At 67.1% G+C, this 13,281-nt stretch carries 13 protein-coding genes and 2 tRNA genes; 3 read left to right on the forward strand and 12 right to left on the reverse strand.

Features of this window, described 5'->3' with window-relative positions:
- Nucleotides 1-88: 88 nt before the first annotated feature.
- From EEB19_RS03745 to leuC, 3 genes are all read right to left on the reverse strand, one after another.
- A complete protein-coding gene (locus EEB19_RS03745) occupies nucleotides 89-694 on the reverse strand; it encodes an HU family DNA-binding protein (RefSeq protein ID WP_187583327.1) in 606 nt (201 codons plus the stop codon).
- Between the two features lie 177 nt (nucleotides 695-871).
- Nucleotides 872-1,465, reverse strand: a complete 594-nt coding sequence (gene leuD, locus EEB19_RS03750) for a 3-isopropylmalate dehydratase small subunit (RefSeq protein ID WP_187583329.1) — start codon at nucleotides 1,463-1,465, stop codon at nucleotides 872-874.
- A gap of 40 nt (nucleotides 1,466-1,505) precedes the next feature.
- Nucleotides 1,506-2,942 (reverse strand): 3-isopropylmalate dehydratase large subunit, encoded by a 1,437-nt coding sequence (gene leuC / locus EEB19_RS03755; RefSeq protein ID WP_187583331.1) that lies wholly within the window; start codon nucleotides 2,940-2,942, stop codon nucleotides 1,506-1,508.
- An 89-nt stretch (nucleotides 2,943-3,031) separates the two neighbouring features.
- On the opposite strand from leuC, the gene EEB19_RS03760 reads away from it, so the two are divergent.
- Nucleotides 3,032-3,766, forward strand: coding sequence for an IclR family transcriptional regulator (locus tag EEB19_RS03760; protein WP_187583333.1), 735 nt, complete (start codon nucleotides 3,032-3,034; stop codon nucleotides 3,764-3,766).
- 75 nt (nucleotides 3,767-3,841) lie between these two features.
- Entirely contained in the window at nucleotides 3,842-4,339 is a 498-nt protein-coding gene (locus EEB19_RS03765; RefSeq protein ID WP_187583335.1) for a PPOX class F420-dependent oxidoreductase, read from the forward strand.
- Nucleotides 4,340-4,412: 73 nt separating this feature from the next.
- Here EEB19_RS03765 and EEB19_RS03770 read toward each other — a convergent pair.
- The 5 genes from EEB19_RS03770 to EEB19_RS03790 form a co-directional block, all read right to left on the reverse strand.
- A tRNA-Glu gene (locus tag EEB19_RS03770) sits at nucleotides 4,413-4,485 on the reverse strand.
- Nucleotides 4,486-4,553: 68 nt separating this feature from the next.
- Nucleotides 4,554-4,625, reverse strand: a tRNA-Gln gene (locus EEB19_RS03775).
- A 120-nt stretch (nucleotides 4,626-4,745) separates the two neighbouring features.
- On the reverse strand, nucleotides 4,746-6,221 hold the full coding sequence (gene gltX / locus EEB19_RS03780) for a glutamate--tRNA ligase (protein ID WP_187583337.1): 1,476 nt from the start codon (nucleotides 6,219-6,221) through the stop codon (nucleotides 4,746-4,748).
- Between the two features lie 60 nt (nucleotides 6,222-6,281).
- Entirely contained in the window at nucleotides 6,282-7,103 is an 822-nt protein-coding gene (locus EEB19_RS03785; protein ID WP_187583339.1) for an alpha/beta fold hydrolase, read from the reverse strand.
- A complete protein-coding gene (locus EEB19_RS03790) occupies nucleotides 7,100-7,873 on the reverse strand; it encodes a fumarylacetoacetate hydrolase family protein (RefSeq protein ID WP_187583341.1) in 774 nt (257 codons plus the stop codon). Before EEB19_RS03790 ends, EEB19_RS03785 begins: the two co-directional genes overlap by 4 nt.
- A gap of 169 nt (nucleotides 7,874-8,042) precedes the next feature.
- Between EEB19_RS03790 and EEB19_RS03795 the strand changes: the two genes are divergently transcribed.
- Nucleotides 8,043-9,227 (forward strand): MFS transporter, encoded by a 1,185-nt coding sequence (locus EEB19_RS03795; protein WP_187583596.1) that lies wholly within the window; start codon nucleotides 8,043-8,045, stop codon nucleotides 9,225-9,227.
- Here the strand turns inward: EEB19_RS03795 and EEB19_RS03800 are convergent.
- The 4 genes from EEB19_RS03800 to serA all read right to left on the reverse strand — a co-directional run bounded on the left by EEB19_RS03800 (nucleotide 9,184) and on the right by serA (nucleotide 13,265).
- Nucleotides 9,184-10,206 carry a hypothetical protein gene (locus EEB19_RS03800; protein WP_187583343.1) on the reverse strand — a complete coding sequence of 341 codons (1,023 nt, stop codon included), beginning with the start codon at nucleotides 10,204-10,206 and terminating at the stop codon, nucleotides 9,184-9,186. The genes EEB19_RS03795 and EEB19_RS03800 overlap by 44 nt on opposite strands.
- A complete protein-coding gene (locus EEB19_RS03805) occupies nucleotides 10,203-10,556 on the reverse strand; it encodes a GntR family transcriptional regulator (RefSeq protein ID WP_187583345.1) in 354 nt (117 codons plus the stop codon). The genes EEB19_RS03800 and EEB19_RS03805 overlap by 4 nt, the downstream gene beginning before the upstream one ends.
- A 106-nt stretch (nucleotides 10,557-10,662) precedes the next feature.
- The gene (locus tag EEB19_RS03810; protein ID WP_187583347.1) at nucleotides 10,663-11,673 is read right to left on the reverse strand and encodes a 3-isopropylmalate dehydrogenase; all 1,011 of its coding nucleotides are present in this window, start codon (nucleotides 11,671-11,673) and stop codon (nucleotides 10,663-10,665) included.
- The gene (gene serA / locus EEB19_RS03815; RefSeq protein ID WP_187583349.1) at nucleotides 11,670-13,265 is read right to left on the reverse strand and encodes a phosphoglycerate dehydrogenase; all 1,596 of its coding nucleotides are present in this window, start codon (nucleotides 13,263-13,265) and stop codon (nucleotides 11,670-11,672) included. The genes EEB19_RS03810 and serA overlap by 4 nt, the downstream gene beginning before the upstream one ends.
- Nucleotides 13,266-13,281 lie beyond the last annotated feature (16 nt).

Genomic DNA, 13,281 nt, shown 5'->3' on the forward strand with positions numbered 1-13,281 from the left:
CCGGCGCCGCTGCGGACCGACATCCCGCGAACACACATCAGCCCCGACGAGGGAAGTACGTCGGGGCTGATGCGCGGTGTCGGACGACTCAGCGTCGAGTTGCCTTCTTGGCCGGTGCCTTCTTGGCAGCGGTCTTCTTGGCGGGAGCCTTCTTGGCCGGTGCCTTCTTGGCAGCGGTCTTCTTGGCCGGAGCCTTCTTCGCTGCGGTCGTGGTCTTCTTGGCCGGAGCCTTCTTCGCTGCGGTCGTGGCCTTCTTGGCCGGAGCCTTCTTCGCTGCGGTCGTGGCCTTCTTGGCCGGAGCCTTCTTGGCCGCCGTCTTCTTCGCCGGCGCCTTCTTGGCAGCGGTCTTCTTGGCTGCGGTCGTGGTCGTCGCACCGCTGCCGCGCTTCACAGCGGGACCGGTGGATGCCAGTTTCTGCTTGCCGGCGACGACGGCCTTGAACTGAGCGCCGGGACGGAACGCCGGAACCGAAGTGGCACGCACCTTCACGGTCTCGCCGGTCCGCGGGTTGCGGGCGACGCGCGGTGCCCGCTTGCGCTTCTCGAAGACGCCGAAGCCGGTGATGGTGACGCTCTCACCCTTGTTGACCGCGCGAACGATCGTGTCGACGACGAGCTCGACTGCGGCAGTCGCAGTCTTGCGATCCGCGTCGAGCTTCTTGGTCAGCTCATCGATGAGCTCTGCCTTGTTCATTGATTACCTCCGCAAGCTGAATCTGACCCCTTCTCTATGGTCAGCTATCTCCACACGGTAAACGCCGAATTCGAAAACGTCCATCTTCCACGCCAATTAACCAGGCATGTTGCGAAATCGAAAGCAGGAATCACGTTCCTGGGAGTGGGTCAGATCAGCTCGCGCGGCTGCCTCAGATCACGTGCCGAGGGTCACCGGCGTGAATGACGGGCGCGACTTCTCGAAGTCGGAAATGGCCTCTACCTGGCGTAACGTCAGTCCGATGTCGTCCAGACCCTCCATCAGACGCCAGCGTGTGTAGTCATCAATTGCCAACGGCACCACGAGGTCTGCCGCAGTCACGGTCCGATCGGCAAGACTGACCGTGAGTTCCAGCCCCGGCTGCTCTTCGAGGCGCTTCCACAGCAATTCGACGTCGGATTGCTCGACCTGGGCCGCCACGAGGCCCGCCTTGCCCGCGTTCCCGCGGAAGATGTCGGCGAAGCGAGACGAGATGACCACCCGAAAACCGAAGTCCGACAGAGCCCACACGGCGTGCTCCCGGGACGACCCGGTGCCGAAGTCCGGTCCGGCGACCAGGACCGAGCCCCGGGCCCACGGTTCGTTGTTGAGGATGAAGTCCGGATCATTGCGCCACGCGGCGAAGAGTCCGTCCTCAAAGCCCGTGCGGGTCACCCGCTTCAGATAGACGGCCGGGATGATCTGGTCGGTGTCGACATTGCTGCGACGCAGCGGCACACCGATCCCGGTGTGGGTGATGAAGGGTTCCATGAGGATGTCCGATCGTGTGTAGGTGTGAGGCCGAACCGGATCAGCTCAGATCCGAGGGAGCCGAGAGAGTGCCGCGGACCGCGGTCGCCGCCGCGACCGCAGGCGACACCAGGTGGGTGCGACCCCCCTTGCCCTGCCGCCCTTCGAAGTTGCGGTTCGATGTCGACGCGCAGCGTTCGCCCGGGGCGAGCTGATCGGGGTTCATCCCCAGGCACATCGAGCACCCGGCCTGGCGCCATTCGGCTCCGGCCGCCGTGAAGATCTCACCGAGACCCTCCTCGTCGGCCTGTGCGCGAACCCGCATCGACCCCGGGACCACCAGCATCCGCATGCCGTCGGCGATCGTGCGGCCCCTGAGGATGTCGGCCACCGCGCGCAGATCCTCGATGCGGCCGTTGGTGCACGAGCCGACGAACACCGTGTCGACCTTCACCTCCCGCAGCGGGGTGCCGGGCGCGAGATCCATGTATTCCAGGGCGCGTTTCGCTGCGCTGGCGGCGTTCTCGTCGGCGATCTCCGCCGGGTCGGGGACGCGAGCACCGAGAGGTGCACCCTGGCCGGGATTCGTGCCCCATGTCACGAACGGCGTCAACTGTGTCGCGTCGATGTGCACCTCGGCGTCGAACTCGGCGTCGTCGTCGGTACGCAGACTGTCCCAATACTCGACCGCTGCATCCCAATCGGAACCGGTGGGCGCATGCGGTCGCCCGCGGAGGAAGTCGTAGGTGACCTGGTCGGGCGCGATCATCCCGGCCCGGGCACCTGCTTCGATCGACATGTTGCAGATGGTCATTCGCGCTTCCATCGACATCTTCTCGATCGCCGGACCGCGATACTCGAGCACATAGCCCTGGCCGCCGCCGGTGCCGATCTCGGCGATGACGGCGAGGATCAGGTCCTTGCTCGTCACGCCGGGGGCGAGCTCACCGTCGACGGTGATCGCCATGGTCTTGAAGGGACGCAACGACAAAGTCTGTGTCGCGAGGACATGTTCGACCTCGGAGGTGCCGATGCCCATGGCGATCGAACCGAACGCACCGTGCGTCGAGGTATGGCTGTCGCCACACACGACCGTCATACCGGGCTGGGTCAGTCCGAGCTGGGGACCGACGACATGAACGATGCCCTGTTCGGCATCGCCCATGGGGTGCAGTCGGATACCGAACTCCTCGCAATTGCGGCGTAGCGTCTCGACCTGTGTGCGCGAGACCTCGTCGGCGATCGGCTTGAAGATGTCGACCGTGGGGACGTTGTGGTCCTCGGTGGCTATCGTCAGATCGGGCCGGCGGACCGGGCGACCGGCGAGCCGGAGTCCGTCGAACGCCTGGGGACTGGTCACCTCGTGCACGAGGTGCAGATCGATGTAGATCAGATCGGGATTGCGATTCCCGGAAGCATCTGTGTCGCCGCGGACGACGACATGGTCGTCCCACACCTTCTCGGCGAGAGTACGCGGTGTGTCGGGGCTGTAACTCATGGCTGTACTCACATCTGTTTCGGATTCACGGCACGTCTCGCAGGGCGACGAAACGTGCATCTCACTATCTGGAACGCTAGTATCGTCCTATGGGACAGGATAGCGCATCGGCACCCAGCAGTGGAATCGGTGTCCTCGACAAATCGGTGATCGTTCTCCGAGCCATCGCGGACACCCCCTGCAATCTGACCGAGTTGTGCGACCGCACAGGTCTGCCGCGCGCCACCGCACACCGACTCGCGGTCGGCCTGGAGACCCATCGACTACTCGCCCGCAACGCCGCCGGACGGTGGTATCCGGGACCGGCGCTCAGCGAACTCGCCGCCTCCGCCCACGATCCCGTGCGTGAGTCCGCCTTGATGGTCCTGCCCCGGCTGCGCGAGATCACCGGTGAATCCGTCCAGGTCTACCGGCGAGAGGGAGCCGAACGCATCTGCATCGCCGCGGTGGAACCTCCGACCGGACTGCGGGACACCGTGCCGGTCGGTACCCGGTTCCCGATGAGCGCCGGCTCGGCCGCAAAGGTGTTGCTGGCCTGGGCCGAGCCCTCGACACAACGAGCACTGTTGCACGACAGCGTGTTCAGCGAACGTGCGCTGCACGAGATCCGCCGCCGTGGCTGGGCGCAGAGCGCAGGCGAACGTGCGGCTGGGGTGGCGAGCGTGTCGGCACCCGTTCGCGACGGCACGGGTGAGGTCGTCGCCGCGATCTCGGTGTCCGGGCCGATCGACCGTATGGGCCGCCGGCCGGGGGCGCGTTGGGCCGCCGACCTGCTGGCCGCCGCGGACGCGATCCACAAGCGACTGCAGCCCAGTCGCACCTGAACCGCGGACGACTGTCCCTCGCGCCCCACGCAGGTCGGCACGTAGGCACCCGGCGCCGTCGGCTAGCGTCGATACATGGGAGTCAATCAGCGCACTCAGATCGTCATGTCCGAGACGGAGATCACCGACTTCGTCGCCTCGAGCCGCACCGCCACCCTCGCCACCACCGGCCCCGACGGCAGCATCCACCTCGTGGCCATGTGGTACGGGGTCGTCGATGGCGAGATCTGGTTCGAGACCAAGGCCAAGTCCCAGAAGGCAGTCAATCTGCGGCGCAACAGCCGGTGCACGGTGTTGATCGAGGACGGCGACACCTACGACACCCTCCGCGGTGTCTCGTTCGAGGGAACGGCGGAGATCCTCGACGACCCGGACTCCTGCCTGAAGGTCGGCATCAGCGTCTGGGAGCGCTACACAGCGCCCTACACCGAGGAGTCCCGGCCGTTCGTGGAGCAGATGATGAACAAGCGGGTCGCGGTCCGTCTCGTGCCCGACCGTGTCCGCTCCTGGGATCACCGCAAGCTCGGACTCCCCGAGATGCCCGTCTCGGGGAGCACCGCACCCGCCTCGTGATCCGCGTCGACGGCCCGTGACAGCAGAACACCCCTCCTCCGCATCAGTGCAGAGGAGGGGTGTTCGCCTTCTGTAGCCCCGACGGGATTCGAACCCGCGCTACCGCCTTGAGAGGGCGGCGTCCTAGGCCGCTAGACGACGGGGCCCTAGAACGATCTTCAGTTGTGAACCTCCGGGCGTGTACCTCGACTCGAGGTGCACATCCGGCAGTTCGCTGGGGTACCAGGACTCGAACCTAGAATGGCGGTACCAGAAACCGCTGTGTTGCCAATTACACCATACCCCAAGGGTTTACCATTCGGACCCGCCTGCCGGGGGCTCTCGCTCCTGGCATCCGGTCCGAAAAGGACCGAGGAGAAGAGTACCAAAGGGATACCGGTAAACCACAAATCGGCAGGTCAACGCCCTAAATGGGAACGATCTCCCGCGCCGACGCCAGTCGGGCGAGGCTCTTGCCCCGGCCGAGGAGTTCCATCGACTCGTACAGCGGCGGGCTCACCTGCGAACCGGTCACCGCCACCCGGACCGGACCGAAGGCCTTCCGGGGTTTGAGCCCCAGTCCGTCGACGAGAGCCGTCTTGAGGGCCTCCTCGATCACGGGGGCCCTCCATTCGGTCAATCCGTCGAGCGCAGCGGTCGCGGCGTCGAGGACCTCACCGGCGTCGGTACCGAGGTTCTTGGCGGCCGACTTCTCGTCGATGGTGAAGTCGTCGTCCGAGACATAGAGGAACGACATCAGCGGCCACGCGTCCCCGAGGACCTGGATGCGGGTCTGGACGAGTTCGGCGAGCACTGCGAACGACGCGTCGTCGATCGGCTCGGCGAGCTTGCCCTGGCCGACGAGGTATTCCCTGAGTCGGGTGGTGAAGTCATCGACGTCGAGCCGGCGGATGTGCTCGGCATTGATGGCGTCGGCCTTCTTCTGATCGAAGCGCGCCGGATTGGAGTTCACCTGGCGCACATCGAAAGCCGCGACCATCTCGTCGAGCGAGAAGACATCGGTCTCGCTCGAGTAGCCCCAGCCCAGCAACGCGAGATAGTTCAGGAGTCCCTCGGGAATGAACCCGCGATCCCGATGGTGGAAGAGATTGGACTGCGGATCACGTTTGGACAGCTTCTTGTTGCCCTCCCCCATCACGAACGGGAGGTGCCCGAACTCCGGGACCCGCTCGGCCACGCCGATCCGGATCAGCGCGTCGTAGAGGGCGATCTGCCGCGGGGTGGAGGAGAAGAGATCCTCGCCGCGGAGCACGTGCGTGATCTTCATCAACGCGTCGTCGACTGGATTGACGAGCGTGTAGAGCGGGTCACCACTCGCCCGGGTGAGCGCGAAGTCGGGGACTGTGCCCGCCTTGATCGTCGTGGTGCCGCGCACGAGATCGTCCCAGGTGATGTCGTGGTCGGGCATCCGCAGTCGCACAACGGGTTTGCGCCCCTCTGCGGCGAATGCGGCACGCTGCTCGTCGGTCAGGTCCCGGTCGAAGTTGTCGTAGCCGAGTTTCGGGTCACGCCCGGCCGCGCGGTGACGTGCCTCGACCTCCTCCGGCGATGAGTAGGCCTCGTATGCCTCGCCCGCCTCCACCAGGCGCGTGACGACGTCGAGATGGATGTCACGCCGCTGCGACTGCCGGTACGGCCCGTACGGTCCGCCGACCTCGGGACCTTCGTCCCAGTCGAGTCCCAGCCAGCGCAGGGCGTCGAGGATCGCCGCGTAGGACTCCTCGCTGTCGCGGGCGGCGTCGGTGTCCTCGATGCGGAACACGAAGGTGCCCTCGTCGTGGCGGGCCTGGGCGAAGTTGAACAACGCGGTCCGGGCCAGCCCGACATGGGGTGTTCCGGTCGGCGACGGGCAGAATCGGACGCGCACGTCAGAGGCACTCATGACGGTCAGGGTATCGAATCATCCGACCCGCCCGGACCGCCCATCCGACGAGGTGGTCCCTCAGCGGTGCGTGGCGAAGAAGTCGAGCAGCAGCCGGTTCACCTCGGCAGGCTGCTCGAGATAGCCGAAGTGTCCGGCCTTCTCGACGAGCTCGTAGCGCGCGCCGGGAATCGCCTCGGCGACCTCCCTGGCCAGTTTCGGCGGCAGCGTGCGGTCGTCGGCGAATCCGATCACCAGCGCGGGCCTCGAGATGCCGCGATACGCACTCAGCCGGTCGGCCTCGCGGTCGTGCAAGCCCAGTTGCGCGCGTACCCCCGCGGTCACCGTCTGCGGCGAGAATCCGATGACGTCGAGCCAGTCCTTGGCGGCCCGATCGTCGTCGAGGGTGTGCGGTGAGAGGTTCAGATGCGCGGTGATCGCCGCCTCATAGTCCGCGGGCAAGGTGATCTTGTTGTCGTAGAGCGCTCGCTCGCCAGCCGAGATCGCTTGCTGCAGAGGCGTGTTGCGGCCATAGGTGGCGATCATCGCGGCCGCCTTGACCACGTCCGGGCGGGCGAGCGCGAGCTCCTGGGTGATCCGCGCACCCAAGGACGTACCCGCCACCAGCGCGGGGCCGCCGCCGAGATGCTCGATGAGCGCGGCGGTGTCGGCGACCATGTCGTCATGCGTGAACCCCTCGACGCACTCCGACGACGGCACGATGCCGCGGTTGTCGAATGTCACGACCCGGTAGCCGGCCTTCACCAGCGCGGGCTGCTGATGCGCGTGCCAGACCCGTCCGGGGCTGCCCGTCCCCATCACCAGCACCACGAGCGGACCGTCCCCGGCCTCGTCGTAGGCGATCTCGATGCCGTTGACGCGCGCGGTCTTCGGCCCCCTCATGCCTTGTCCACCACCGGGTTGCTCAGGGTGCCGAGTCCCTCGACGGTGACCGAGACGCGCTGCCCCGCCTGCATCGGACCCACGCCCTCCGGGGTTCCGGTGAGGATCACGTCCCCTGGCAACAGGGTCATCACCCGCGAGATCCACTCCACGATCGCGCCGATGTCGTGCACCATCAACGACGTGCGTGAACGCTGTTTGATCTCACCGTCGAGTTCGGTGATCAGCTCGACGTCGCCGGGATCGAACTCGGTCTCGATCCACGGCCCCAGCGGGCAGAAGGTGTCATAGCTCTTGCCCCGGGTCCACTGGCCGTCGGCCTGTTGATGGTCGCGGGCGGTGACGTCGTTGCCGACGGTGTATCCGAGGATCACGCCCTTCGCGTCGGCGGCCTTCACGTTCTTGCACGGCTGACCGATCACCACGGCCAGCTCACCCTCGAAATCGACCCGCTCCGAGTTGGGCGGACGCACGATCGGGACCTCCGGCCCGATGATGGAGGTGTTCGGCTTGAGGAAGATCACCGGGTCCGCCGGCGCCTCCCCGCCCATCTCGGCGGCGTGTGCGGCGTAGTTCTTGCCGATGCAGATCACCTTGGACGCCAGGATCGGCGCGAGGAGCCGCACGTCGGCCAGTGCCCACGAGCGTCCGGTGAACGTCGGCGTACCGAAGGGGTGTTCGGCGATCTCGCGCGCCCGCGGGCCGTCATCGGCATCGTCGACGGCGACAAATGCGACACCATCCGGGCTGGCAACTCGTCCTAAACGCATGGGACGACATTATCGCACCGCCCCCGTCTCAACCCGCGGGACTCAGGTTGGTTCGAGTCGCGCCGAGTTCTAGAATGTGGGCAGTTTGTTTCACTATATGAGATGAGGTGTAGCCGTGGGTGTGGGGAATGACACTACGTTCCGGGACGATGCGGCATCCGACGCGGCGATGACACCACGTCGTCGGTGGACGATGCTGTGCTGCGCACTGGTCGCCGCGATGACGACGACCTGCGCGGTGAGCGGTGTGGCATACCTCATCCCGGCGCTCCACACCCAGCACGGGGTCTCGCTCTCGCAGGCGTCGATCCTCGCCACGATCCCCACGATCGGACTCATGCTGCTCATCATCCCGTGGGGGGCTCTGCTGGACCGATTCGGTGAGCGTCGCGTCCTGATCATCTCGCTGCTGATCACGTTGGCCGGGACGTGCGCCGCCGCGACTGTGTCCGCCCTCGACGCCCCCTACTGGGTGCTGGGTGCGGCCTTGTTCGTCGGCGGACTCGGAGCAGGTGCGGCCAACGGTGCCAGTGGCCGAATCGTGGTGGGCTGGTTCCCCGCCCGACAGCGCGGCACAGCAATGGGCGTGCGGCAGATGGCGCAGCCGCTGGGAATCGCGGTGTGCGCGCTCACGATGCCGCTGATCGCGGCTCACTCGGGAGTGACGGCGGCACTGCTGGTGCCGGTCGCCGTGACCGTAATCGGCCTGCTGGCCTGCGTCGTCGGCATCGTCGATCCGCCTGCCGCGACGTCATCCTCGGCGACGGGATCGACGGCAGCCGACAATCCCTATCGTGCAGGCGGTTTCCTGGCACGCGTACACGGGGTCAGTGTGCTGCTGGTGATTCCGCAGTCGATGATGTGGACGTTCGTGCCCACCTGGCTCATCGTCGCCCATCACTGGGCGCCCGCTGCCGCCGGTGCGTTGGTCACGATCACCCAGATCGTCGGTGCGGTCGGACGGATCGTCGCCGGACGCGTCTCGGACATCTGGGGCTCGCGCATGCGACCGATCCGGGTCATCGCCGTGGCCGCGGCCATGTCGACTGCGGTGCTGGCGTTGACCGATTGGCTGCACAGTCCGATCGCACCGGTGGTGATGGTGCTGGCCACCGTGGCCTCGGTGGCCGACAACGGACTGGCGTTCACCGCGATCGCGGAGTTCGCCGGCCCCGGCTGGAGCGGTCGGGGACTCGCCATCCAGAACACCGCGCAATACCTGGCCACCGCGGCGAGCACACCCGTCCTGGGCGCGATCATCGGTGCCGCCGGATTCCCCATCGCGTTCGCGCTCACCGCGATCACACCACTCATCGCGGTGCCGCTGGTCCCCCGTGACGCACAACGTGATTGATCAACCCGGCCGCCGTCCGGGCGTCGTCGACGACGATCACCTCGCGTGCTCCCGAGCGCCGGGCCACCAGAAGCGCCGAACCCGACCGGAACACATAACCCTTGACACCCTTGAGATCTCCCCGCACGGCGATCCGGTATCCATAGCCACCGAAGTCACGAAGTGCCCGGACGGACACGACCTCCGCGTGATCGATCGTCGACATCGGCGCATCCGTCCGCGGCCATCCCAGCAGCCCGCGAATCCGCACACCCGACTGATCGACGGTCACCCGGACGGTCCACGTCATCAGCGAGGCGAGGACGACCACCAACAGAGCGGCCAGGACGATCCACGAACGCAGGACGACGGTGAGGGTCGTCAGCACCACGACCGCCACACCGAGCACCATCGAGGCCCCCGCCGACATCGACACCGCCCGCGTCCACATGAACCGCTCCCCCGCGCCGAGCATCAGCTCCGGCCGGACCCCGACGTCATCCGAGATATCCGTGCGCCATCCGGGGACGGCCGCGGCCAGGCCGATCCCGCACACCACACCGACGGCGAGGGCGCAGCCGATCTGCCATTGCGGGGTCGCAACGTCCGCCGCGTCGGTGACACCGCGCTGCACCGACGTTGTCAGCACCACGACGCCGATCGTCGAGAGCACCACTCCGGCAACGATTCCCACAACTGAGCGAGTGACGCTCCGATCGGTCGGTCGTGCGCAGAGGACGCCGCCCACGAGTGCGCCGAGAATTCCGATGACGACGGGCGCGGCCATCACGATCCCTGGGTCGGTGAATCCGTCGGCGCCGTCCGAGGACCAGTGCGTGGCGACCGGATTCGGCAGATCGTCACGCCAGCTCGCGAGCAGCGCCGCGCCCGCGACACCGGCCACCAGCGACGGGAGCACTGCCAGCGCCACCACGACGCCCCGATCCCGTGCCGTCGGTCCGGCCACGCCGGCACCCGCGCGTCGTGATGCCTCGGTCATGTCGTCCACCTCTCTGTGATCTCCGCGCTCAGCGCAGCAGGCGCGATGTCGAGCCGCCGTGCGAGTCCGATGAGCCGGTCGATGGCGTCGACGAGCTCGGCGCGGCCGACCGCGCCGCCCGTGACGACCGCACCCCGCCCTCGACGTAGTTCGACGACACCTTCGTCTCGCAGCGTCTGGTAGGCCCGCAGAACCGTGTGCAGATTGATGTCGAGCGACGCCGAGAGTTCGCGTGCCGCGGGCAGCCGCTCGCCGCTCGTCACCTCGCCGCGGGCTATCGCACCCCGCACGGAGGCGGCCACCTGTTCGAACAGTGGCGCGCGCGACGTCGGATCGATGCGGATCAACACACCGGAATCATATAGTTCTAGTTCAATTAGAACAATATCGTCGGTCTGCCGAACGACGCGAGCCCCGCCCGGACATGCCGGGCGGGGCTCGCGAGGTGACGGGTCGCTACACGCGGTCGCGGATCCGGCGACCGATCTCCGATGTGCCGAGGCTCTCTGCGCCGCGCTCGGCCAGATCGCCGACGACCGCCTTCTCGACGCGTTCGGCGGCATCGGTCTCACCGAGGTGGTCGAGCAGCAGGGCGGCCGAGAGGATCGCGGCGGTGGGGTCGGCCTTGCCCTGTCCCGCGATGTCGGGCGCACTGCCGTGCACCGGCTCGAACATCGACGGATTGGTACCGGTGGCGTCGATGTTGCCGGACGCGGCCAAGCCGATGCCGCCCGTGACCGCCGCGGCGATGTCGGTGATGATGTCGCCGAACAGATTGTCGGTGACGATCACATCGAAGCGGCCCGGGTCGGTGACCAGGTAGATCGTCGCGGCATCGACATGGCAGTAGTCGGTGGCGACGTCGGGATACTCCGCGCCGACCTCGTCGACAGTCCGACTCCACATCGAGCCGGCGAAGGTCAGCACGTTGGTCTTGTGCACCAGGGTCAGCTTCTTACGCCGGGCACGCGCACGCTCGAAGGCGTTACGCACCACTCGCTCGATGCCGAACCGGGTGTTCACGCTCACCTCGGTGGCGACCTCCTGCGGGGTGCCCACCCGGATCGCGCCACCGTTGCCGGTGTACGGGCCCTCGGTGCCCTCCCGGACGACGACGAAGTCGATGTCGGGGTCGCCGGCGAGTGGCGAGGTGACGCCCGGCAGCTTGCGGGACGGACGCAGATTGACGTGATGGTCGAGGGCGAACCGCATGTTCAGCAGCAGTCCGCGCTCGAGCACGCCCGACGGCACCGACGGGTCACCGATCGCGCCGAGCAGGATCGCGTCGTGTTCGCGCAAGGACGCCAGGTCGTCGTCGGTCAGCAATTCCCCGTTACGGTGATAACGGCGCGCGCCCAGGTCGTACTCGGTGGTCGAGACGTCGGGTACGACCGCCTCGATGACGCCCAGCGCCTCGGCGATGACCTCGGGACCGATGCCGTCGCCGGCGATGACAGCGAGCTTCATGAGAGGTCCACCTGCTCGATCAGGGTTGCGCCCACTGCCTCGCCGATGGAGGCCAGGACGTCGTCGTCGAGCGCGGAACTCACGCGCAGCATGACGGTGGCGCCACCGCCCTCGGCGTCCTGCGACAACCCGGCCGCCTTGATGTCGATCCCCGCGTTGCCGAGCAACGTGCCGATCTTGCCGAGCGAGCCCGGCTGATCGTCGTAACTCACGAGGAGGTTCTGCCCCTCGGCACGCAGGTCGAAGTTGCGACCGTTGATGTTGACGATCTTCTCGACCAGTCGCGGTTCGGTGAGCGTGCCCGACACGTTGTGCACCGACCCGTCGGCGAACACGGCCTTCACGTCCACCACGCTGCGGTGGTTGGGGCTGTCCGGAGCGGTCGTGACCTCGCTCGTCACGCCGCGATCGGCGGCGACGGCCGGCGCGTTGACGAAGGTCACCGGGTCGTCGAGGACGGCCGAGAACAACCCGCGCAGGGCCGACAAGCCGAGGACGTCGACATTGTTGGCAGCGATCTCACCCCGCACATCGACGACGAGTGACGTCGGCGGCTCCTTGCTGATCGCACCGACCAGGACGCCGAGCTTGCGGGCGACCTCGAGCCACGGTGCGACCTCCTCGTCGACCGCTCCGCCGGTGATGTTGACGGCATCGGGGACGAAGTGCCCTGCCAGTGCCAGTCGTACGCTCTTGGCGACGTCGGTGCCCGCGCGGTCCTGCGCCTCACTGGTCGACGCGCCCAGATGCGGCGTGACGACGACCTGCGGGAGTTCGAACAGCGGCGAGTCGGTGCACGGTTCGGTGGCGTAGACGTCGAGACCTGCTCCGCGGACGTGGCCGGAGGTGATGGCGTCGGCCAGTGCCTGCTCGTCGATCAGTCCACCGCGGGCGGCGTTGACGATGACGACGCCCTTCTTCGTGAGCGCGAGTTGATCCTTGCCGATCAGACCCAGCGTCTCCGGCGTCTTCGGCAGGTGCACGGTGATGAAGTCGGCGCGGGTGAGCAGTTCGTCGAGGGAGACGAGCTCGATCCCCAGCTGGGCGGCGCGAGCCGGCGACACATAGGGGTCGTAGGCGATGATCGACGTCTCGAACGCGGCCAGCCGCGCGGCGACCAGCTGACCGATCCGACCGAGGCCGACGACGCCGACGGTCTTGTCGAAGATCTCGACACCGTTGAACGACGACCGCTTCCAGGTGTGTTCACGCAGGGTCGCATCGGCGGCCGGGATCTGGCGGGCGGCGGCCATCAGGAGGGCGACCGCATGCTCGGCGGCGGTGTGGATGTTCGACGTCGGGGCGTTGACGACCATGACACCGCGCTGGGTGGCGGCCGGGACGTCGACGTTGTCGAGACCGACGCCGGCGCGCGCGATGATCTTCAGCTTCGGTGCGGCGTCGAGGACCTCACCGTCGACGGTCGTCGCCGACCGGACCAGGATCGCGTCGGCGTCGGCTGCCGCCTCCAGCAACTTCGGACGGTCGGGCCCATCGACCCAGCGCACCTCGACGTCGTCTCCCAGCGCTTCGACGGTCGATGGTGCCAGTTTGTCGGCGATCAGAACGACCGGACGGCCAGCTGAGGTCACAATTTTCTCCATGATC

Source organism: Gordonia sp. OPL2, assembly GCF_003797825.1.
Taxonomy (GTDB): Bacteria; Actinomycetota; Actinomycetes; order Mycobacteriales; family Mycobacteriaceae; genus Gordonia.

Bases quoted from the DNA above. Each gene is read 5' to 3' on its own strand.
- gltX (WP_187583337.1), bottom strand. From the start codon at position 6,221: ATGAGTGCCTCTGACGTGCGCGTCCGATTCTGCCCGTCGCCGACCGGA.
- leuC (WP_187583331.1), bottom strand. From the start codon at position 2,942: ATGAGTTACAGCCCCGACACACCGCGTACTCTCGCCGAGAAGGTGTGG.
- EEB19_RS03790 (WP_187583341.1), bottom strand. From the start codon at position 7,873: ATGCGTTTAGGACGAGTTGCCAGCCCGGATGGTGTCGCATTTGTCGCC.
- EEB19_RS03810 (WP_187583347.1), bottom strand. From the start codon at position 11,673: ATGAAGCTCGCTGTCATCGCCGGCGACGGCATCGGTCCCGAGGTCATC.
- EEB19_RS03795 (WP_187583596.1), top strand. From the start codon at position 8,043: ATGACACCACGTCGTCGGTGGACGATGCTGTGCTGCGCACTGGTCGCC.
- EEB19_RS03800 (WP_187583343.1), bottom strand. From the start codon at position 10,206: ATGACCGAGGCATCACGACGCGCGGGTGCCGGCGTGGCCGGACCGACG.
- EEB19_RS03785 (WP_187583339.1), bottom strand. From the start codon at position 7,103: ATGAGGGGGCCGAAGACCGCGCGCGTCAACGGCATCGAGATCGCCTAC.
- EEB19_RS03765 (WP_187583335.1), top strand. From the start codon at position 3,842: ATGGGAGTCAATCAGCGCACTCAGATCGTCATGTCCGAGACGGAGATC.
- EEB19_RS03760 (WP_187583333.1), top strand. From the start codon at position 3,032: ATGGGACAGGATAGCGCATCGGCACCCAGCAGTGGAATCGGTGTCCTC.
- leuD (WP_187583329.1), bottom strand. From the start codon at position 1,465: ATGGAACCCTTCATCACCCACACCGGGATCGGTGTGCCGCTGCGTCGC.
- EEB19_RS03745 (WP_187583327.1), bottom strand. From the start codon at position 694: ATGAACAAGGCAGAGCTCATCGATGAGCTGACCAAGAAGCTCGACGCG.